A 19,725-nucleotide genomic window follows, 5' to 3' on the forward strand; every position below is an offset into this window, starting at 1 on the left:
GTCAGCTCCCCATGCCAACCGGCGCCAGGATCTCGGTGAGGTCCCGGCCTACGGGTGCATCGTGCCACGGGCGCATGGCCCGCTCCAGGGCGAGTAGTTCACGGACCATGCGTGCGGACCGGGTTTCGACGGCGATGCTGACGGCTTCGCGGGCGATCTCCACCGCGTGATCGGGTTCCCGGGCGGTCGCGGCGGAGGTGGCGTGCCGGGCGAGGTAGACACCACGGTCCCGCCTTGCGCTTGTGGGCACGCTATTGAGGACCTGTGCCCAGAGTGCGTCCGCTTCCTTGCCGAGGCCGAGTCGCCCGTAGCAGGTGGCGCGCTGGACCTCCAGGTAGCCCGGCGTTCTACGGCAGGCGTTGCCCCAAGGGAGGTCGTCGGCAACGCCGGACAGCAGCCCGTCGGCGGTGTCGATGAGTCGATCCACTGTGGTCCGGTCACCGGTCAGGCTGGCGCCGTGGGCCTGTTGCTGCATGGCCATCACGCGGACCTTGGGCAGGAGCCCGTCTGCCACGTCCAGGGCGGCCTCGCAGAGGTCGATCACGCCGTACCCGTCGCTCAGGTCCGTCCGTACATGCGCCTGGTTGACGAGGCTGTAACCGATGAGCTGAGGGTCACGGGAACGGACCGCCATCTCCTGCGTGATACCGCGCCAGAAGGCAGCGGCACCGAGATCGCCCGCGTCCTGGTACAGCCAGCCGACGAGCGCGGCGTAGGCGGTCCCCACCCGCAGAAGGCCTTGGCGCACCTCACCCTTCGCGGAACGGATCAACTTGTCGATCAACTGGTACTGCGCGCTGACGGTCCCGATCAGGTCGTGAGGGCCGAGATACATGTCGGCTCGGTAATGCCCTTCAAGCTGCTGCTCGAAGTAGTCGATGAGCGCCGGGTCCACGTGCTGGCGCGACATCGGCCCGGGAACGAGGGCGGCGGCAGTGACCGAGACGAACTGTCTTCTGTTCACGTCTTCCTCTTGACGGGCCTCGGGCCGAATCCATCCAGCGGGCACGGTGAATCCCAGATCCTCGGGCCATCGGCCCAGCGCATCGTGCAGCACGATCGCGGTCTCCTCCGGAGGCCAACCCGGCCGCTCGCCTTCCCATCGCCGCCAAGTGCGCGGCGACACCTCGAAGTGCCGGTCGTCTAGAAGCTGCCGCCCATGCTCGGACAGGTTCTTCGCCGCCTGATCCATGGAGCGCCAGCCGGCGCGCAGTCTCGCCGCCCGCAGTGCGTCATTGCGTTGGCTCATGGGCCCAGCTTGCGGCGTCATTGCACCCATCCGCTCCTGTGGCCGCCACATGGCCACCGATGGCCACACGGCGGCCTGTCTGCCTTTGCGCCTGCCCGCTCATCATCTCCGCATGACGACGAACAGCGTAGAAGACCAACCCAAGTCGCAGGGATGCTGTCACCCCAGCCCCGGGCTCATCGCCCGCGCGGCAGGGGGGTGGGAGAGGTTCCTGCGCAGCGCAGCCGAGGAAGCGGAGCAGGACGATGAATGAGCAGTACGAATACGTTCCCCACCGCCTCCTCCGCCGCCGTGTCCGCGACATCGCATCCGGTACCGAGGGGGTGCTGATGGCGGTGATCAACGAGAACGTCTCCGACACCGGCATCGAGCGCTGGATGGAGCTCGCCTACATCCGAGGCGCCTCCGGCCGCGAGTTCACCACCGCCGTGACCAACGTCGAACCCGCCCACGACCAGCCCACGACGGCCGCCACCCGCCGAGTCCCGAGGAGCACGTAGCGATCTCACGCGCCTGTCCGCTTTCCGCGCCGCTCTGATCAACATGTGGTGCAGGTATCAGCCCAAGGCGGCCGCCGGACGCCGAGAAATGAGGAGCGCGTAGCGATCTGCTGCGTCTGGGGACTCCGCAGGGGCATCCGGTCAACATGTGGTGCAGGTTGCCGGGCCCCGGCTCGGAAACACGACCATGCGGGCCCGGATGCCCGGCGGGCCGGCCCCCGGCGCCTCGCCCGATCACTGAGACACCCGCCCCTCCCATTCCTGCCCCGTGCCGTTCTTTTGGGGGGTTCCCGGCAGTCCTTGTCTTTCCGGGGCGGGACGGGCTGTCAAGGGTCGCCGGAGGCGATCACGCAGTGACGCGAACGAAGTGAGCGCCCTTGACGGGCCGGCACGAACCGGAAGGACGATGGGACTGACGGGAAACCCCCAAACCAGCCCCGACACCGCCCAGGGGACCCGCTCCCCCACCCGCCGGCCGGCAGACGGGGAGGCGGGTGGGCAGCCGCCGACCCCGCCCCCACCCCTCGCGGGGGAGACGGCAGGCCCGCGCCGCAGGCCCCGTACACCCCCGCCCCACCACCAGATGTCACGGCTGCGCTGCAAGCGTGGACACCCGGGACGGCGCAAACTCACCGGCTCGTAGAATCGCCGGGTGGATACGACCCTGGATGACCCCATCGTCGGGCGCGTGCTCGACGGCCGCTACCGCGTAGACGCCCGCATCGCGGCCGGTGGCATGGCAACGGTCTACCGGGCCGTCGACACCCGCCTCGACCGGGTCCTCGCGCTCAAGATCATGCACCCGGACCTCGCCGCCGACGCCGTTTTCGTCGACCGCTTCATCCGCGAGGCGAAGTCCGTGGCGCGCCTCGCCCACCCCAACGTCGTCGCCGTCTTCGACCAGGGCACGGACGGGCCGTACACCTACCTGGCCATGGAGTACGTCTCCGGCTGCACCCTGCGCGACGTCCTGCGCGAGCGCGGCGCGCTCCAGCCGCGGGCCGCGCTCGACATCCTGGAACCGGTCCTCGCCGCCCTCGGCACCGCCCACCGGGCCGGGTTCGTCCACCGGGACATGAAGCCCGAGAACGTGCTGATCGGCGACGACGGCAGCGTCAAGGTCGCCGACTTCGGCCTGGTCCGCTCCGTGGACTCGGCCACCAACACCACCGGCTCGATCCTCGGCACCGTCTCCTACCTCGCGCCCGAGCAGATCGAGGACGGGGTCACCGACACCCGCGTCGACGTCTACGCCTGCGGTGTCGTCCTGTACGAGATGCTCACCGGCTCCAAGCCGCACACCGGCGGCACCGCCGCCCAGGTCCTCTACCAGCACCTCAACGAGGACGTCCCGGCCCCGTCCGCCGCCGTCCCCGGCCTGCCCGCCGCGCTCGACGAGCTGGTCGCGCACGCCGCCGCCCGCGGCCCCGAGCTGCGCCCGTACGACGCCGCCGCCCTGCTCGGCCTCGCCCGGGAGGCCCGGGCGCGGCTCAGCGAGGCCGAGCTGGACGCCGTACCGCCGCAGGCGCGGGCGCAGGAGCGGTCCGCCGCCGAGGACCGCACCAGCGTGATCCCGCGGCCGGTGGAGCAGAGCCGGCCGGTGCACCACACCTCCCGCCTGGAGCGCCCGCCGGCTCCGGAGCGGGCTCCGGCCGCCCCGCCCCGGCGGGCGCCCCGGCGCGGGATCTTCCTCGTCGTCGCCGGGATCCTGCTCGCCCTCGGCATCGGCGGCGGCGTCTGGTACATCAACTCCGGCCAGTTCACCAAGGTCCCGAACCTCCTCGGCAAGACGGAGGCGCAGGCCCGGGCGGAGCTTTCCGCGGCCGGCCTGGGCGTCAAGAAGGTCGACCGGAAGTTCAGCGAGGCCTTCGACCGGGGCACGGTCATGGAGACGAGTCCCGGCGGCGGCAAGCAGATCCGCGGCAACGACGCGGTCGTCATCGTCGTCTCGCGGGGCCCCGAGGTGGTCAGCGTGCCCGACCTCAAGGGCAGGCCGCTGGAGGCGGCCAAGGAGGAGCTGACGAAGGCGGGGCTGGCACCCGGCATCGTCACCCAGGCCTTCAGCCAGGACGTCGCCCAGGGCTCGGTGATCAGCACCGACCCGGCGGGCGGCCAGAAGCGGGCCCCCGACACCGCGGTCGCGCTGCTGGTCAGCAAGGGCCGCCCCGTGCCGGTCCCGAGCGTCACCGGCAAGCCCGTCGACCAGGCCAGGGCCGCGCTGGAGGCGCTCGGCCTGAAGGTGGAGACGGCCGCCGACCAGGTCAACTCCCCCTCCCCCGCCGGTACGGTGGCCAACCAGTCGGCCGCAGCCGGCACCCAGGCCGCCGCGGGCGACACGGTCACCCTGACCCTGTCCAAGGGCCCCCGCCAGGTCCAGGTCCCGAGCGTCACCGGCCAGGACGTGGACGTCGCCCGCAAGACCCTGGAGGCCCTGGGCTTCAAGGTGAAGGTGGAGCGCCCCTTCCTGTCCTTCAGCAGCACGGTGGACACCCAGTCGGTGCCCGCCGGCCAGAGCGCCCCCGAGGGCAGCACGATCACCGTCAAGACCAAGGGGCTCTGAGCCGTCAGTGATGCGCAATCCCGTGGGCGGGCACGTCCCCGTCGCCGGCGGGCTGGCTTCGGTCGGCCTCACGTACGCCCGGGAGATGGGCGCCGAGGCCGTCCAGGTCTTCGTCGCCAATCCCCGCGGCTGGGCCACCCCGACCGGGAACCCGGCGCAGGACGAGCTGTTCCGCGTCCAGTGCGCCGAGGAGTCGGTCCCGGCGTACGTGCACGCCCCGTACCTGATCAACTTCGGCTCCCACACCGCGGCGACCGTCGAGAAGTCGGTGGATTCCCTGCGGCACTCGCTGCGCCGGGCCCGGGAGATCGGCGCGCTCGGTGTGGTCGTGCACACCGGCTCGGCGACCGGGGGCCGGCCGCGCGAGGCCGCGTACGCGCAGGTCAGGGAGCACATGCTGCCGCTGCTGGACGAGCTGACGCACGAGGACGACCCCTTCCTGCTGCTGGAGTCCACGGCGGGGCAGGGCTCCTCCCTGTGCTCGCGCACCTGGGACTTCGGCCCGTACTTCGACGCCCTCGACCACCACCCGAAGCTCGGCATCTGCCTGGACACCTGCCACATCTTCGCGGCCGGGCACGACCTGGCGGAGCCCGGCGGCACGAAGCAGACGCTGGACCTGCTGGTGGAGACGGTGGGCGGGGGCCGGCTGAAGCTGATCCACGCCAACGACTCCAAGGAGGGCGTCGGCGCCCACAAGGACCGGCACGCCAACATCGGCCAGGGCCACATCGGCCGGGACTCCTTCGCCGAGCTGTTCTCGCACCCGGAGACGGACGGCGTACCGCTGATCATCGAGACGCCGGGCGGCAAAGAGGGGCACGCGGCCGACGTGGCGCTGCTGAAGGAGCTCCGCGACCTGCACTGACACGCTGAAGATCTGTTGAGGAATACCCCCTAGGGGTATACGGTTCTGTCATATCGACGGGACCGTCACCAGCGTTTTCCTCAAGCCTTCAGGGGGTTGTCATGGAGCACGCACACCACGAGAACCACGATCACCAGCACGAACACCAGGGCCACGAGCACCACCAGCACCACGGCCCGGAGCACGAGGGCCACCCCGCGCACCAGGGTCACACCGACGGCGGTGGGGCCGGCTGGGGCATGGCGGCCCGGGCTACCCTGCACTGCCTGACCGGATGCGCCATCGGCGAGGTGCTCGGCATGGTCATCGGCACCGGACTGGGCTGGGGGAACGTCCCCACCATGGCCCTGGCGATCGTCCTCGCCTTCTTCTTCGGCTACGCGCTCACCCTGCGCGGGATCCTCGCCGCCGGCGTGGACCTGCGTACGGCCATCCGGGTGGCGCTGGCCGCGGACACCCTGTCGATCGCCGTCATGGAGCTGACCGACAACGGGGTGATCGCACTGTGGCCGGGCGCCATGGACGCCCACCTCTCGGACCCGTTCTTCTGGACGGTGCTGGGGCTCTCGCTCGTCATCGCCTTCGTCCTGACCACCCCGGTCAACAAGTGGATGATCGGCCGCGGGAAGGGCCACGCGGTGGTCCACCGGTACCACCACTGACCCGCCCGACTACAGCTACAGCTACAGCTACAGCTACAGCCGGCTACAGCTCCGGACCGTCGCCCGGTTCCTCCTGGTACGAGTAGCGCTGCTCGCGCCAGGGGTCGCCGATGTTGTGGTACCCGCGCTCCTCCCAGAAACCCCGGCGGTCGGCGGTCATGTACTCCACGCCCCGGACCCACTTGGGGCCCTTCCAGGCGTACAGGTGCGGGACCACGAGCCGCAGCGGGAAACCGTGCTCGGCCGTCAGCAGTTCACCGCCCATGTGGGTGGCGAAGACGGTCCGGTCGGAGGCGAAGTCGGCCAGTCTCATGTTGGAGCTGAAGCCGTACTCGGCCCACACCATCACGTGCGTGACCTGTGGGGCCGGCGGGGCCAGGGCCAGTACGGTCCGCGCCAGCACACCGCCCCATTCGGCGCCCGGCATGCTGAACTTGGTGACGCAGTGCAGGTCGGCCACGACCGATTCGAACGGCAGGGCCGCGAACTCCTCGTGCTTCCAGCAGTGCTTCTCACCGTCGGCGGTCGCGCCGAAGACGCGGAACTCCCAGCGATCCGGCTTGAACTTGGGCACGGGACCGTAGTGGGTGACGGGCCAACCCCGCTGCAACCGCTGCCCCGGAGGCAGCTCCAGCTGCTCTGCTCCCGGAGATTCCCGGCTTTCCGGCTGACCCATGCCTCCATGGTGACAGACGTGGCGGTGTGGTCACGACCAGGTACGACCCGATTCAGGCAAGTCCAGGCAACTCCCACTAAGGAGGCACTTACTGGACGCCTCAGGACGGCAGTGCAAGGATGCGCGCACTGCCCAGTCACTAGCTGACATTGCTTGGAAGGAGCCTCTGCGATGCAGGGCGACCCCGAGGTCCTCGAATTCCTCAACGAGCAGCTGACCGGCGAGCTCACGGCCATCAACCAGTACTGGCTGCATTACCGCATCCAGGACAACAAGGGATGGACGAAGCTCGCCAAGTACACGCGTGAAGAGTCCATCGATGAGATGAAGCACGCGGACAAGATCACCGAGCGCATCCTGATGCTCGACGGCCTGCCGAACTACCAGCGCCTCTTCCACGTGCGCGTCGGACAGACGATCACGGAGATGTTCCAGGCGGACCGGCAGGTGGAGGTCGAGGCGATCGACCGCCTCAAGCGCGGCATCGAGGTCATGCGCGGGAAGGGCGACATCACGTCCGCCCGCCTCTTCGAGGAGATCCTGGCGGACGAGGAGCACCACATCGACTACCTCGACACCCAGCTGGAACTTATCGAGTCCCTGGGCGAGGCGCTGTACATCGCCCAGCTCATCGAGCAGCCGAGCTGACGTCCCCGGGACGGCCCGGAAGGCCTCAGGCGGCTTCGGCCAGCTCCGGCGCGGGCGCCGGTCCGGGGTCGGCGGCCAGGACGGCCGTGGCGTTGCCCTTCTCCAGCAGCTCCCGGCGGGGGCAGGCCCCGCGGCCGAGGATGCCCTGGATGGTGCGCACGCAGGAGCCGCAGTCGGTGCCGGCCTTGGTGGCCGAGGCGATCTGGCGGGGGGTGCAGGCCCCGGCAGCCGCGTGTTCCTTCACCTGCTTGTCGGTGATCCCGAAGCAAGAGCAGACGTACACGCGGTTCACCTCCCAGGTGCGGAACGGTTCGGCAGGCCATCTCCTATTCGGTGAGGCTTACCTAACCGTACCCAAAGTTAGGGTGACCTAAAAGACCCGGGTACGAGGATGGGGCGCGGATCACATGGATCCGCGCCCCGTCCTCGGAGGAAGCTACTTACTGATCGCGTTACTGGTCGCGGTACATCTCGGCCACCAGGAAGGCCAGGTCCAGCGACTGGCTCCGGTTGAGCCGCGGGTCGCAGGCCGTCTCGTAGCGCTGGTGCAGGTCGTCGACGAAGATCTCGTCGCCGCCGCCCACGCACTCGGTGACGTCGTCACCGGTGAGCTCGACGTGGATGCCGCCCGGGTGGGTGCCCAGGGCCTTGTGGACCTCGAAGAAGCCCTTGACCTCGTCGAGCACGTCGTCGAAACGGCGCGTCTTGTGGCCGGAGGCCGCCTCGAAGGTGTTGCCGTGCATGGGGTCGGTGACCCAGGCGACGGTCGCACCGGACGCGGTGACCTTCTCGACGAGCTCGGGGAGCTTGTCGCGGACCTTGTCGGCGCCCATGCGGACGACGAAGGTCAGCCGGCCCGGCTCGCGCTCCGGGTCCAGGCGGTCGATGTACGTCAGCGCCTCGTCGACCGAGGTGGTCGGGCCGAGCTTGATGCCGATCGGGTTGGCGATCTGCGAGCAGAACTCGATGTGGGCGTGGTCCAGCTGGCGGGTGCGCTCACCGATCCACACCATGTGGCCGGAGGTGTCGTACAGCTTGCCCGTACGCGAGTCCGTGCGGGTCAGCGCGCCCTCGTAGTCCAGCAGCAGCGCCTCGTGCGAGGAGTAGAACTCCACCGCCTTGAACTCGGCCGGGTCGGTGCCACAGGCCTTCATGAAGTTCAGGGCGTTGTCGATCTCCCGCGCGAGCTGCTCGTAGCGCTGCCCGGAGGGGGAGGACTTCACGAAGTCCTGGTTCCAGGCGTGCACCTGGCGCAGGTCGGCGTAACCGCCGGTGGTGAAGGCGCGCACCAGGTTCAGCGTCGACGCCGACGCGTGGTACATGCGCTTGAGCCGCTCCGGGTCCGGGACGCGGGCCTCTTCGGTGAAGGCGAAGCCGTTGACGGAGTCGCCGCGGTAGGTCGGCAGGGTGACGCCGTCGCGGGTCTCGGTGTCCTTCGAACGCGGCTTGGAGTACTGGCCCGCGATGCGGCCGACCTTCACGACGGGCACGGAGGCCGCATACGTCAGGACGGCGCTCATCTGGAGCAGGGTCTTCAGCTTGGCGCGGATGTGGTCGGCGGAGACGGCGTCGAAGGCCTCGGCACAGTCGCCGCCCTGAAGCAGGAACGCCTCGCCCTTGGCGACGGCTCCCAGGCGGGCGCGCAGCTGGTCGCACTCACCCGCGAAAACGAGCGGAGGATACGACTCGAGGTCCGCGACGACAGCGCGCAGGGCCTCGGCATCGGGGTACGAAGGCTGCTGCGCCGCGGGAAGGTCTCGCCAGGTCGCCTTGGCGGCGAGGGCGTGGTTTTCAGCGTTCACGGTCACCTCGTACACATTACGGCGTCGTTCGCCGTGTCCGGCCGGACGCCCACCTGGTGAGACGGTGTCGTTCGAAGGCCGTGGAGCCGGAGAAGAGCGGAATGCAAGGTTCATATGCCGGAAAAGACCGGATGCCGCGGGACGGCCGCCCGGTGGGCTAGGGTGCCTCCCATGTACGCGCATGCCAGCCTGAACTGGTGGTGGCCCGCTCCCGGCGGCCCGCCCCTCTCGCGTACCCACTGACACGAGCGAAACGCAGGCCGCCCCCGGAGGGCGGCCTTTTCCGTGTGCGGACACGGCCGTCCTTCCCTCCACAGCCCACCGGAAGGACGCCCCATGACCCACTCCGCACCCCGGCCCGATCTCGACCTCCGCCGGCTCCTCGACGACGCGGCCCCGCCCTTCGCGCTGCTGCGCCGGCGCACCCCGGGCCGCCGCCACGACACCATCGAGGTGCTCCTCGGCCCGGTCCACGAGGCCGCCCGCCTCGCCGACCTGCCCGTACGCGAGCTGCCCACCCTCGCGCTCGTGCCGTTCCGGCAGATCCGCGAGCGCGGGTTCGACGTACGCGACGACGGCACGCCGCTGGCCGTGCTGGCCGCCAAGGAGGCGTACGAGGTCCCGCTCGCCAGCGCGCTGGCCGCGCTCCCCGGCCACCCCGTACGGGTGAAGGGCGGCGGCTTCGACGTCCCCGACGAGGAGTACGCGGCCACCGTCGAGCGGGTGATCCGCGAGGAGATCGGCCGCGGCGAGGGCGCGAACTTCGTGATCCGGCGCACCTACGAGGGCCGCGTCGACGGCTTCGGCCGGGCCGACGCGCTCGCGCTGTTCCGGCGGCTGCTGGAGGGCGAGCGGGGCGCTTACTGGACGTACGTCGTCCACACTCCGGACCGCACCCTGGTCGGGGCCAGCCCCGAGGCGCACGTACGGATGTCCGGGGGCACGGTCGTGATGAACCCGATCAGCGGCACCTACCGCTACCCGGAGTCGGGCCCCACCGCCGAGTCCCTCCTCGCCTTCCTCGCCGACCGCAAGGAGACCGAGGAGCTGTCGATGGTCGTCGACGAGGAACTGAAGATGATGTGCACGGTCGGCGACATGGGCGGAGCCGTCGTCGGTCCGCGCCTCAAGGAGATGTCCCACCTCGCGCACACCGAGTACGAGCTGCGCGGACGCTCCTCGCTGGACGTCCGGGAGGTCCTGCGGGAGACCATGTTCGCGGCGACGGTGACGGGCTCGCCCGTGCAGAACGCCTGCCGGGTGATCGAGCGGTACGAGAGCGGCGGCCGCGGCTACTACGCGGGCGCGCTGGCGCTGCTCGGCCTGGACGCGGCCGGCGGCCAGACCCTGGACTCCCCCATCCTGATCCGCACCGCCGACATCACCCCGGACGGGGTGCTGCGGGTACCGGTCGGGGCCACCCTGGTCCGGCACTCCGACCCGCTGGGCGAGGTGGCCGAGACCCACGCCAAGGCCGCCGGGGTGCTGGCGGCGCTGGGCGTAGGGCCGGCCGCACCCCGGCCCGCCTCCCGCGCCGGGGCGGCCGGACTGGCCGGTGACCCCCGGGTGCGGGCGGCCCTGGCCTCGCGGCGGGCGGACCTGGCGCCGTTCTGGCTCCGCATGCAGGAGCGGCCCGCCGCCGCGGGCGGGCACGCCCTGGTGGTAGACGCGGAGGACACCTTCACCGCGATGCTGGCCCACGTCCTGAGAACGGGCGGCCCGCGGGCGTCCGGGCTGGAGGTGACCGTACGCCGCTACGACGATCCCGGGCTGCGGGCCCTCGCCCTGGCCTGGGACGGCCCGGTCGTCCTCGGCCCCGGCCCGGGGAACCCGGCGGACGGCACCGACCCGAAGATGCGGATGCTGGGCGCGCTGGCGCGGGACCTGCTCACCTCCCACCCCGGCGGGCTGCTGGGGGTGTGCCTCGGGCACGAGCTGATCGCGGCGGAGCTGGGACTGCCGCTGGTGCGGAAGGCCGAGCCGGCGCAGGGCTCCCAGATGACGGTCGACCTCTTCGGCAAGCCGGAGACGGTGGGCTTCTACAACACGTACACCGCCGCGTGCGACGCCGGAGCGGAAGCGGAGCTCGCCGCGCACGGGGTGGAGGTCTCCCGGGACCCGCTCACCGGCGAGGTCCACGCCCTGCGCTGCGCGGACCGCGGCTTCGCGGGCGTCCAGTTCCACCCGGAATCCGTCCTCACCCTGCGCGGCGCGGAGCTGCTGTCCGGCCTGGTCCGCCTGGTGACGGGGGCCGCCCGGCCGGTGCGGCCCGGGACGGGCGGGGTTCAGGCGGCGTCCGGGACCAAGGTGTTCTCGGAGCGGCGGCCCGCCATGTAGTCCGCCACGTTCCGGACGGTCGTCGCGATGATCTGTCCGACCGCGTCCTGCGTGTAGTACGCCTGGTGGCTGGTCACCACCACGTTCGGGAAGGTGACCAGCCTGGCCAGGGTGTCGTCCGCGACGGCCTCCAGGGACCTGTCCGTGAAGAAGAGGCCGGCCTCCGCCTCGTACACGTCCAGGCCCACCCCCGTGAAGCGGCCCGCCCGCAGCTCCGTGACCAGGGCCTCCGTGTCGATCAGCCCGCCCCGGCTGGAGTTCACCAGCACCGCGTCGTCCCGCATCGCCTTCAGGGCGGCCGCGTCGACGATGTGGTGCGTGGAGTCCAGCAGCGGCACGTGCAGGCTGATCAGGTCGGCTTCCGCGAACAGCTCGCCCTTGTCCACGTACCTCATGCCCAGCTCCACGCAGGCCGGGTTCGGCACCAGGTCCCAGCCCAGCAGGTTCATCCCGAAGCCGTGGGCGATCCGGGTGAAGGCCTCGCCGATCCTGCCGGTGCCGAGGACGCCCGCCGTGCGGCCGTGCATGTCGCGGCCCATCAGCCCGTTCAGCCGGAAGTCGAAGTCCCGGGTGCGGTGGGAGGCGCGGACGATCCGCCGGTTCACCGCCATGGCCAGGGCCCAGGCGAACTCGGCCACCGAGTACGGCGAGTAGGAGGCGACCCTGCTGACGGTCAGCCCCAGCCGCCGGGCCTCGTCGAGGTCGACGTTGTTGAAGCCGGTGGAGCGCTGCGCGACCATCCGGGTGCCCCCGGCGGCCAGGATGCGCAGGACCCGGCCGCTCAGATCGCCGTTGACGCTGGAGGAGACGATTTCGTACCCGGCGGCGATGGGGGCGGTGTCCTCGCTGAGAAAGACGTCGAGGCAGCGGACCTCGTGCGGGCCCTCGGAGTGGTCCCGGAAGGCGCGTGCCAGCAGCGGCTCCTCGTCGGCGGTCACTCCGAAGGCCAGGATCTCCACGCTCGCTCCCCACAGGTCGGCCACGGGTCGTCCGTCACGATACGGCCGGCCCGTGGCCCGCGCCCGCTCGGCCCGCGCCCGCTCAGCCGAAGAAGACCCCGACCTCCGCGTACAGGGCGGGGTCGACCGTCTTCAGTTTCGCGGTGGCCTCCGCGATCGGCACCCGCACGATGTCCGTCCCCTTCAGCGCGACCATCTTGCCGAAGTCCCCGTCGCGCACCGCGTCGATCGCGTGCAGTCCGAAGCGGGTGGCCAGCCACCGGTCGAAGGCGCTCGGGGTGCCGCCGCGCTGGATGTGCCCGAGGACCGTCGTACGGGCCTCCTTGCCGGTGCGCGCCTCGATCTCCTTGGCCAGCCACTCGCCGACGCCCGACAGCCGGACGTGCCCGAAGGAGTCCCGGGAGACGGAGTCCTTGAGGACCAGGTCCCCGTCCTTGGGCATGGCCCCCTCCGCGACCACGACGATCGGCGCGTAGCTCGCGCTGAAGCGGGAGGTCACCCAGGCGCAGACCTGGTCCACGTCGAAGCGCTGCTCGGGGATGAGGATGACGTTGGCGCCGCCCGCCAGCCCCGAGTGCAGGGCGATCCACCCGGCGTGCCGCCCCATGACCTCGACGACCAGGACCCTCATGTGGGACTCGGCCGTGGTGTGCAGCCGGTCGATGGCCTCGGTGGCGATGCCGACGGCGGTGTCGAAGCCGAAGGTGTAGTCGGTGGCCGAGAGGTCGTTGTCGATGGTCTTCGGTACGCCCACGCAGGGGACGCCGTACTCCTCGTAGAGCCGGGCGGCCACGCCCAGGGTGTCCTCGCCGCCGATCGCGACGAGCGCGTCGACCTCGAATTTGGCGAGGTTCTCCTTGATGGCGCGGACGCCGTTTTCCGTCTTGAACGGGTTGGTGCGCGAGGAGCCGAGGATGGTGCCGCCCCGGGGCAGGATGCCCCGGACGGCGGGAATGTCCAGGGGGACGGTGTCCCCCTCGACCGGCCCCCGCCAGCCGTCCTTGAAGCCGACGAACCCGTATCCGTACTCCTGCGTGCCCTTGCGGACGACGCTCCTGATCACCGCGTTGAGTCCGGGGCAGTCTCCGCCGCCGGTGAGCACTCCGACCTTCATGGAATCTCCCTTCGCCATGACGGTCACGCTAATGGTGACGTGCGTCACAGCAAGGGCCCGGATGGGTCAATTCCGCTGCGGTCAAAGGGGGTTGCTCCCCCACCGTTCACTCGTACGGGGAGCTGGAGTGGAAGCAAGTACGACGTACGAACGGGTTACGCGTCGTCGAGGCCGCGCTCTATCGCGTACCGGACGAGCTCCACCCGGTTGTGCAGCTGGAGCTTGCCCAGGGTGTTCTGCACGTGGTTCTGGACCGTGCGGTGGGAGATGACCAGCCGCTCCGCGATCTGCTTGTACGAGAGCCCCTTGGCCACCAGCCGCAGCACCTCGGTCTCCCGGTCGGTCAGCTGCGGGGCCTTCGGCTCGTCCGGGGCGGCCGGCGCCGGGTCGCTGGCCAGGCGCCGGTACTCGCCGAGGACGAGACCGGCCAGGCCCGGGGTGAACACCGGGTCACCGGCCGCCGTGCGGCGGACCGCGTCGATCAGCTCCTGGGCGCCGGCCGACTTCAGCAGGTAGCCGGTCGCCCCCGACTTCACGGCCTCCAGGACGTCGGCGTGCTCACCGCTGGCCGACAGGACCAGCACGCGCAGCGCGGGATCGACACCGACCAGCTCCTTGCAGACCTGCACCCCGGGCATGCCCGGCAGGTTGAGGTCCAGGACCAGCACCATCGGCGACACCGCACGGGCGCGGCGTACCGCCTCCGGCCCGTCGCCGGCCGTGGCGACGACGTCGAAGCCCGCCGCGGCCAGGTCGCGGGCCACCGCGTCCCGCCACATCGGATGGTCGTCGACGACCATCACCTTGATGTCCTGGAGCTCGCTGCGGTCGTCGTTCACTGGGTTCTCCCCCTCGGTACTTTCAGTTCCACTTCGGTGCCCTGTCCGGGGACGGACACCAGCTCGGCGCTGCCGCCGAGGTCGCGCAGGCGTCCGCGGATGGACAGGGCCACGCCCATGCGCCCCTCGCCCTCCGCTTGGTCGAGCCGGCCGGCCGGGATGCCCGGGCCGTCGTCCCGTACGGTCACGATCACCTCGTCGCCCCAGTCCTCGACGAGGATCCAGGCGCTGGCCCCTTCCCCGGCGTGCTTGCGCACGTTGTCGAGGGCCGCGCCGACCGCCGCCGCCAGCTCCCGCGCGGCGGGCGCCGGCAGCGGCACCGGGGTCCCCGGCTCGGCGAAGCTCACCCGGGAGCCGGCGTGCGGGGCCAGCAAGGAGCGCAGGTCCAGCTCCGCCTCCTCCGCGCCGGGCTCCTCCACCTCGTACGTGTCCACCAGCGCGCCGAGCGACCCGTCGCGCGAGACCCGGGACGGCTGGACCAGCCCGCTGGAGACCAGGGTGCGCAGCGCCACCTCTTGCTCCCCCGCCATCCGGCCCAGTTCGGCGGCTTCGCCGCCCAGCTCGGTGCCGCGCCGCTGGACCATCGCGAGGACCTGGAGGACCCCGTCGTGGATGTCGCGGGCGAGGCGCTCGCGCTCGCGGGTCGCGGCCTCGATCTCCAGGGCGCGGGCGAGGGTGGCCTCACTGGCCCGGGCGACCTCGACGACGTAGCCGATGGCGATGGAGGCGACCCAGACCAGCAGGACGTTGTGCAGGGCGTCCCGGGTGGGGTCGCCGCCGTGGATGACGAGGTTGGCGGCGGCCACGAAGGTCGAGGCGAAGCCGGCCCAGCGCCAGCCGCCCTTGAGGGCGAAGGCCAGGACCGAGCCGGCGGTCCAGATGCTGGGGAGGGTGGGGCCGCCCTCCATGATCCGCTCGTGGGTGTCGGCGAGCGGGGTCAGCAGGATGCCCACCAGCGCGACGGAGAGATCGGCGACGAGGAAGCCCCTGGTGCAGCTGGCCGCGTTCGCCACCCGGCGGTGGGTGGCCAGCGTCCAGACGGCGAGGCAGGCGAGGTAGCCCACCGCGGTCCAGGGCTGGTCGAACTTCCGGTAGGCGGCCGCGAACAGCAGGACCGCGTAGACCATGGTGAGCAGCCGGTACACCGACAGGGCCCGCCACAGCGGCTGCTCGACCGACATCCGTACGACGCGCTCGCGCCTCGCCATCTCCCCCACCCGCCCCGTTCCCGCGGGCGCGGCCTTCCGGCCGGCCCGCCGCGCGCGCTACGGCGCGCCCGTCTCTCCCTTGGACCTCTCGGCCTTCTCGGCCTTCTCGGCGAGCTCCGCCTTCTCCGCCTTCTCGGCCGCCTTGGCGGCCTTCTCGGCGTCCGCGATCTGCCGCTTGGCGGCCGTCGCGTAGATGTCCACGTACTCCTGGCCGGAGAGCTTCATGATCTCGTACATGACCTCGTCGGTCACCGAGCGCAGGATGAAGCGGTCCCCGTCCATGCCCTGGTAGCGGCTGAAGTCCAGCGGCTTGCCGATCCGGATGCCCGGGCGCATCAGCTTCGGGACCACCTTGCCGGGGGGCTGGATCTTCTCGGTGTCGATCATCGCGACCGGGATCACCGGGGCGCCGGTGGCCAGCGCCACCCGGGCCAGCCCGCCGGGCTTGCCGCGGTAGAGGCGGCCGTCGGGTGAACGCGTCCCCTCGGGGTAGATACCGAAGAGCTCCCCGCGCTCGATGACCTCGATGCCGCTCTTGATCGCGGCCTCGCCCGCGCCGCGCGCGCCGGAGCGGTCCACCGGGAGCTGGCCGACGCCCTTGAAGAAGGCGGCCGTCAGTTTGCCCTTGACCCCGGGGGAGGTGAAGTACTCCGCCTTCGCGATGAAGGTCACCTTCCGGTCCAGCACGGCCGGCAGGAAGAAGGAGTCGGAGAAGGACAGGTGGTTGCTCGCGAGGATCGCCGGCCCCTCGGCGGGGATGTTCTCGAGGCCCTCCACCCACGGCCTGAAGGCGAGCTTCAGGGAACCCCCGATGGAGAACTTCATTGCGCCGTAGATCAACTCGAAAGCCTTCCTGTGTCTGTCGAACAGACCTTATCGCCTGGCTCCGCGCGGAGCGCCCGACGGCCCTGGTCGGTGTCACCCCGGTCGCGTACGGTGAAGTCACACAGCGCAACGCACCCCCCACCCTTCGAAGGAGACCCTGGTGCCCGTCCTCCCTGGAGCAGAGCCGTTCCGTCACGAGGGCGGAGAAGTGGGCGTGCTTCTCTGTCACGGCTTCACCGGTTCGCCTCAGTCGCTCCGACCGTGGGCCGAGTACCTGGCCGAGCGCGGGCTGACCGTCTCGCTGCCGCTGCTGCCCGGGCACGGGACGCGGTGGCAGGACATGCAGCTCACCGGCTGGCAGGACTGGTACGCGGAGGTCGACCGGGCGCTGCGCGAGCTGCTGGACCGGTGCGAGCAGGTCTTCGTCTTCGGGCTCTCGATGGGCGGCGCGCTGACGCTGCGGCTGGCGGCCCGGCACGGGGACGCGATCAGCGGCATCGTCCTCGTCAACCCCGCCAACAAGGTGCACGACCCGCTGGCCTTCGCCCTTCCGGTGGCCAAGCACTTCGTCCGGTCGACGGCGGGGATCGCCAGCGACATCGCGAAGCCCGGCTCCGTGGAGGTCGGCTACGAGCGGGTGCCGACCCGGGCCGCGCACTCCCTGCGGAAGTTCTTCCAGCTGGTGGACACCGAGCTGCCGCAGGTGACGCAGCCCGTACTGCTGCTGCACAGCCCCCAGGACCACGTGGTCCCGCCGGTGGACTCGGCGCGGATCCTGGCGCGGGTGTCGTCGACCGACGTCACCGAGACCCTGCTGGAACAGAGCTACCACGTGGCGACGTTGGACCATGACGCGGAGCGGATCTTCGCGGACAGTTACGCGTTCATCGGGCGGCTCGCGAAGAGTGTCGGCAGGGAGGGGGCGGCCAGCGGTGGCTGAGCACGAGGAGTCGTCCGGGGGCGTGCCCCCGCTGGACGAGGAAGCGGCGTGGGCCGCGATCGTCGCCGGGTACGGTCAGGAACCACCGGACCCGCCCGGGTCGAGGCCGTTCCGGCCGATCGAGAACCTGATGCTGCCGGAGGAAGACGTGAAGCCCGAGCCCGCGCTGTCCGACACGGAACCGGATCCGGATCCGGAAGCCGGGCGGAAGCCGGAGACCGGGCCGAAGCCGGAGCTGGGCGGCTCGGTGACCTTCGCCCCGGGCGTGGGCGTACCCCTGCCGGCGCCGGGCCCGCGCGACCACACCCCGGCCGAGCCCGCGGACGAAGGCCACTTCGTCCCCCCGGAACCGGAGCTGCCGCCGGCGGACACGACGGCGAAGTTCGCGTGGCTGGCGGTGGTCGGCGGCCCGGTGCTGCTGCTGCTGGCGGTACTGCTCCAGTGGGACATGACCTGGTGGCTGACGACCCTGGGCATCGGCGGCTTCCTGGGCGGCTTCGCCACCCTGATCGCGCGCATGTCGCAGGGCGACGAGGACGATGACGACGACCCGGGCCGGGGCGCGGTGGTGTAGGGGCGGCGGGGGCGGGGGCTGCGGGGGCGGGCTACCGCTGGGCCGCCTCAGGGCTGGCTTCGGGGGTTCCCGTCAGGCTGCTCTGAGACCGCCCCAGGGGGTTCCGGCCCCCGCGACGCCGCCCGCCCCCTCACTACCCCGCCGGGAGCCGGAGCGTCGCCAGGACCGGGAGGTGGTCGGTGGCCGCGTGGAGGTCGGGGGCCGTCACGCCCGGGAGTCCCTCCGGGACGCCGCAGGCCAGTACCTCCACGTCCCGCGACGCGAACACCGCGTCGATCCGCCGGTCCGGCGCCGATGACGGGAAGGTGTCGCCGCCGCCCCACGGGGACACCGTCCAGCAGTCCTGCAGGGCCTCCGACAGGCGGCCGAAGGCGGAGCCGCCCGCCGCCTCGTTCACGTCGGCCGCCGCGATCGTGTGCGGCGTCCCCAGCCCCGCGAGCCGCTCCAGGAGCAGGTCGGCCTGGGCGCGCCGTTCCGCCGGATCCAGGGACAGGTGCGCGCTGACCACCCCCACCCTGGCCGCCCCGAAGCGGACCACGGCCGTCGCGAAGCCCCGCCGGTGCAGGCCGGGGGTGCGCGGGAGCAGGACGTCCTCGGTGCGCTCCACGAAGGCACGCAGCGAGCACAGCAGCAACGGTCCCGCCGCCGTGGCGCCCCCGCCGAGCACCACGAGGTCGGTCTTGGCGGCCAGTCTGGCCGCGTGCTTGCGCCAGCGGAAGAACCTCGGCGCCTCCTGGATGAACACGAGGTCCGGGGCGCAGGCCCGGACGACCCGGGCCAGGGCCTCCTCGTCGTCGCGCAGCGAGCGGATGTTGTAGCTGAGCGCCCGGATCACGGCTGAACCGTCGGGCTCGGTCACGGACTTCGGCAGCGTGCGCGGCGTGCGCGGGATGTACGGCGTGTGCGGCATGGAAGGCAACATACGCAGCTGCCCGCCGCTCCCCCAGGGGGCGCGGCGGGCAGTCATGGCGGGGCAGGGCGCGGGGCGTCAGCCCTGGCGGGCCAGGTCCGCCGCGCCCACCAGGCCGGCCTTGCCGCCGAGCTGCGCGGCCAGCACCTGCGCGTGCGGCCGCCAGGCGCCGCCGACCAGCCAGCGCTTGAAGGACTTGCGGATCGGGTCGAGGACGAGGTCGCCCTCGTCGGAGACGCCGCCGCCGACGATGAACGCCGACGGGTCGAAGAGGGAGGCCAGGTCGGCGAGGCCCGCGCCGGCCCAGCGGGCCAGCTCGCGGAAGGCGTCGATGGCCACCAGGTCACCGGCCCGGGCGGCCTCGCTGATGTGCTTGCCCTCGATGCCGTCGGCGGTGCCGTCGCCCAGGCCTAGGAGGATCGCCGCGTTCTCGGGGGTGGCGTTGGCGCGCTGCTTCGCGTACCGGACGAGGGCGCGCCCGGAGGCGTACTGCTCCCAGCAGCCCTGGCTGCCGCAGCCGCACAGCAGGCCGTCGGGGACGACCCGGATGTGCCCGAATTCGGCGGCGACGCCGAAGCGGCCGCGGCGCAGCTTGTTGCCGATGATGATGCCGCCGCCGAGGCCCGTGCCGAGGGTGATGCAGATGACGTCCTCGTGGCCCTGGCCGGCGCCGAAGCGGTACTCGCCCCAGGCGGCGCAGTTCGCGTCGTTCTCGACGACGACCGGCAGGCCGATGCGCTGCTCGACCTTGTCCTTGAGGGGTTCGTGCCGCCAGTTGATGTTCGGCGCGAAGAGCACCGTGGCGCGCTTGTCGTCCACGTATCCGGCGGCGCCGATGCCGACGGCGTCGATGGTGTGGCTGCTGCTGACCTCGGAGACGGCGGCGCAGATCGCCTCCGTCACGCCGTCCGCGGTCGGCGGGGTGGGCACCTTGTACGTCTCAAGGATGGTGCCCTCTTCGTCGACCACGCCGGCCGCGATCTTCGTGCCGCCGATGTCGACGCCGATGGTGAGTCCCATTAGTCCCTCGGTTTCCGGTCAAACCCCGCCACGG

General features: G+C 71.5%; 19 protein-coding genes. 8 read left to right on the forward strand and 11 right to left on the reverse strand.

The features are described 5' to 3' along the window. Nucleotide 1: 1 nt before the first annotated feature. Nucleotides 2-1,249 carry a Twin-arginine translocation pathway signal gene (locus tag ACFY7H_RS09600; RefSeq protein ID WP_388935530.1) on the reverse strand — a complete coding sequence of 416 codons (1,248 nt, stop codon included), beginning with the start codon at nucleotides 1,247-1,249 and terminating at the stop codon, nucleotides 2-4. Between the two features lie 245 nt (nucleotides 1,250-1,494). Here ACFY7H_RS09600 and ACFY7H_RS09605 point away from each other — a divergent pair, with 245 nt between their 5' ends. From ACFY7H_RS09605 to ACFY7H_RS09620, 4 genes are all read left to right on the forward strand, one after another. Beyond that, nucleotides 1,495-1,749: a hypothetical protein gene (locus ACFY7H_RS09605; protein WP_388935532.1), complete on the forward strand. Its 255-nt coding sequence runs from the start codon at nucleotides 1,495-1,497 to the stop codon at nucleotides 1,747-1,749. Nucleotides 1,750-2,401: 652 nt separating this feature from the next. Next, nucleotides 2,402-4,309 carry a Stk1 family PASTA domain-containing Ser/Thr kinase gene (gene pknB, locus ACFY7H_RS09610; protein ID WP_388935535.1) on the forward strand — a complete coding sequence of 636 codons (1,908 nt, stop codon included), beginning with the start codon at nucleotides 2,402-2,404 and terminating at the stop codon, nucleotides 4,307-4,309. Nucleotides 4,310-4,319: 10 nt separating this feature from the next. Further along, nucleotides 4,320-5,177 (forward strand): deoxyribonuclease IV, encoded by an 858-nt coding sequence (locus ACFY7H_RS09615; RefSeq protein WP_388935538.1) that lies wholly within the window; start codon nucleotides 4,320-4,322, stop codon nucleotides 5,175-5,177. Nucleotides 5,178-5,278: 101 nt separating this feature from the next. Continuing rightward, nucleotides 5,279-5,839: a DUF4396 domain-containing protein gene (locus ACFY7H_RS09620; RefSeq protein ID WP_388935541.1), complete on the forward strand. Its 561-nt coding sequence runs from the start codon at nucleotides 5,279-5,281 to the stop codon at nucleotides 5,837-5,839. Nucleotides 5,840-5,882: 43 nt separating this feature from the next. On the opposite strand, the gene ACFY7H_RS09625 is transcribed toward ACFY7H_RS09620, so the two are convergent. Further along, entirely contained in the window at nucleotides 5,883-6,515 is a 633-nt protein-coding gene (locus tag ACFY7H_RS09625) for a sulfite oxidase-like oxidoreductase (protein ID WP_388935544.1), read from the reverse strand. A 171-nt stretch (nucleotides 6,516-6,686) separates the two neighbouring features. On the opposite strand from ACFY7H_RS09625, the gene bfr reads away from it, so the two are divergent. Further along, nucleotides 6,687-7,163: a bacterioferritin gene (bfr, locus tag ACFY7H_RS09630; protein ID WP_388935547.1), complete on the forward strand. Its 477-nt coding sequence runs from the start codon at nucleotides 6,687-6,689 to the stop codon at nucleotides 7,161-7,163. Between the two features lie 25 nt (nucleotides 7,164-7,188). Here bfr and ACFY7H_RS09635 read toward each other — a convergent pair whose 3' ends face one another. Both ACFY7H_RS09635 and ACFY7H_RS09640 read right to left on the reverse strand, forming a co-directional pair. Continuing rightward, complete coding sequence (locus tag ACFY7H_RS09635; RefSeq protein ID WP_388935550.1) at nucleotides 7,189-7,455, reverse strand: bacterioferritin-associated ferredoxin; 267 nt, start codon at nucleotides 7,453-7,455, stop codon at nucleotides 7,189-7,191. Nucleotides 7,456-7,615: 160 nt separating this feature from the next. Beyond that, on the reverse strand, nucleotides 7,616-8,980 hold the full coding sequence (locus ACFY7H_RS09640; protein ID WP_388935552.1) for a class II 3-deoxy-7-phosphoheptulonate synthase: 1,365 nt from the start codon (nucleotides 8,978-8,980) through the stop codon (nucleotides 7,616-7,618). Nucleotides 8,981-9,301: 321 nt separating this feature from the next. Between ACFY7H_RS09640 and ACFY7H_RS09645 the strand changes: the two genes are divergently transcribed. Next, the gene (locus ACFY7H_RS09645) at nucleotides 9,302-11,302 is read left to right on the forward strand and encodes an anthranilate synthase family protein (RefSeq protein ID WP_388935555.1); all 2,001 of its coding nucleotides are present in this window, start codon (nucleotides 9,302-9,304) and stop codon (nucleotides 11,300-11,302) included. Here ACFY7H_RS09645 and ACFY7H_RS09650 read toward each other — a convergent pair. The 5 genes from ACFY7H_RS09650 to ACFY7H_RS09670 form a co-directional block, all read right to left on the reverse strand. Continuing rightward, nucleotides 11,251-12,261, reverse strand: a complete 1,011-nt coding sequence (locus ACFY7H_RS09650) for a 2-hydroxyacid dehydrogenase (protein ID WP_388936201.1) — start codon at nucleotides 12,259-12,261, stop codon at nucleotides 11,251-11,253. The genes ACFY7H_RS09645 and ACFY7H_RS09650 overlap by 52 nt on opposite strands. A gap of 82 nt (nucleotides 12,262-12,343) precedes the next feature. Then, nucleotides 12,344-13,375 (reverse strand): 6-phosphofructokinase, encoded by a 1,032-nt coding sequence (locus tag ACFY7H_RS09655; protein ID WP_388936203.1) that lies wholly within the window; start codon nucleotides 13,373-13,375, stop codon nucleotides 12,344-12,346. Nucleotides 13,376-13,530: 155 nt separating this feature from the next. Further along, the gene (locus tag ACFY7H_RS09660; RefSeq protein ID WP_388936207.1) at nucleotides 13,531-14,175 is read right to left on the reverse strand and encodes a response regulator; all 645 of its coding nucleotides are present in this window, start codon (nucleotides 14,173-14,175) and stop codon (nucleotides 13,531-13,533) included. Between the two features lie 35 nt (nucleotides 14,176-14,210). Further along, the gene (gene macS, locus ACFY7H_RS09665) at nucleotides 14,211-15,422 is read right to left on the reverse strand and encodes a MacS family sensor histidine kinase (RefSeq protein WP_388935557.1); all 1,212 of its coding nucleotides are present in this window, start codon (nucleotides 15,420-15,422) and stop codon (nucleotides 14,211-14,213) included. 57 nt (nucleotides 15,423-15,479) lie between these two features. Beyond that, nucleotides 15,480-16,247 carry a lysophospholipid acyltransferase family protein gene (locus ACFY7H_RS09670; protein ID WP_388936210.1) on the reverse strand — a complete coding sequence of 256 codons (768 nt, stop codon included), beginning with the start codon at nucleotides 16,245-16,247 and terminating at the stop codon, nucleotides 15,480-15,482. Between the two features lie 160 nt (nucleotides 16,248-16,407). Here ACFY7H_RS09670 and ACFY7H_RS09675 point away from each other — a divergent pair, with 160 nt between their 5' ends. Together ACFY7H_RS09675 and ACFY7H_RS09680 are read left to right on the forward strand one after the other, a co-directional pair. Continuing rightward, nucleotides 16,408-17,187, forward strand: coding sequence for an alpha/beta hydrolase (locus ACFY7H_RS09675; RefSeq protein WP_388935560.1), 780 nt, complete (start codon nucleotides 16,408-16,410; stop codon nucleotides 17,185-17,187). Then, entirely contained in the window at nucleotides 17,180-17,761 is a 582-nt protein-coding gene (locus tag ACFY7H_RS09680; RefSeq protein WP_388935563.1) for a hypothetical protein, read from the forward strand. Before ACFY7H_RS09675 ends, ACFY7H_RS09680 begins: the two co-directional genes overlap by 8 nt. A 133-nt stretch (nucleotides 17,762-17,894) precedes the next feature. On the opposite strand, the gene ACFY7H_RS09685 is transcribed toward ACFY7H_RS09680, so the two are convergent. Together ACFY7H_RS09685 and ACFY7H_RS09690 are read right to left on the reverse strand one after the other, a co-directional pair. Beyond that, nucleotides 17,895-18,671 carry an endonuclease/exonuclease/phosphatase family protein gene (locus tag ACFY7H_RS09685; protein ID WP_388935566.1) on the reverse strand — a complete coding sequence of 259 codons (777 nt, stop codon included), beginning with the start codon at nucleotides 18,669-18,671 and terminating at the stop codon, nucleotides 17,895-17,897. Between the two features lie 78 nt (nucleotides 18,672-18,749). Next, the gene (locus ACFY7H_RS09690; RefSeq protein WP_388935570.1) at nucleotides 18,750-19,691 is read right to left on the reverse strand and encodes an ROK family glucokinase; all 942 of its coding nucleotides are present in this window, start codon (nucleotides 19,689-19,691) and stop codon (nucleotides 18,750-18,752) included. Nucleotides 19,692-19,725: the final 34 nt, after the last annotated feature.

Source organism: Streptomyces sp. NPDC012794 (assembly GCF_042901085.1).
Lineage (GTDB): Bacteria > Actinomycetota > Actinomycetes > Streptomycetales > Streptomycetaceae > Streptomyces.